Annotated in this window: 1 protein-coding gene; it reads right to left on the bottom strand. The window is 69.1% G+C overall.

Annotated elements, in window-relative coordinates; translation table 11 throughout:
- Positions 1 to 56 precede the first annotated feature (56 nt).
- Positions 57 to 527: aldehyde dehydrogenase family protein (locus tag QYM41_RS17845; protein ID WP_368801105.1), on the bottom strand; the 471-nt coding region annotated here is incomplete at its 5' end.

Here is a 527-nt window from a genome sequence, read left to right as displayed (position 1 = left end):
CCGTGAGAGGTCGGCAAGAGCATTCATGGCGGTGGCCCACGGCCGGTGGAGGCGTTCTAGCGTCCCGTGTGGTGCATGACGTGCTTGGTCCGGGAGTAGTCGTCCAAGGCGTAGGCCGACAGGTCCCGGCCGTATCCGGAGCCCTTGAAGCCACCCCAGGGCATTTCCGTGGCCAGCACCAGGTGCGAGTTGACCCACACGGTGCCGGCGTCCAGACGTGAGGCGATGTCATGGCTGCGCTGGGCGTTGAGCGTCCACACCGAGGCCGAGAGTCCGAACGGCACCTCGTTGGCCCGGGTCACCGCGTCCTCCTCGTCGGTGAACGTCTCGACGGTCACGACGGGGCCGAAGATCTCCTCCAGCGAGCAGGCCGCGCCCTGCGGAACGTCCACCAGGACCGTGGGCGCCACGAAGAAGCCCGGCCCGTCCAGCGCGCCGCCGCCGACGGCGGCCTTCGCTCCGTCTGCCTGGGCTCGCTCGAGGTGCTCCAGGACCCGGTCGAAGTGGCTCTTCGAGATCATCGGACC

Source organism: Kocuria oxytropis, assembly GCF_040981195.1.
GTDB lineage: Bacteria > Actinomycetota > Actinomycetes > Actinomycetales > Micrococcaceae > Kocuria > Kocuria oxytropis.
The sequence above is the reverse complement of the archived record's forward strand: the minus strand, read 5'-3'. Positions and strand labels throughout refer to the sequence as shown.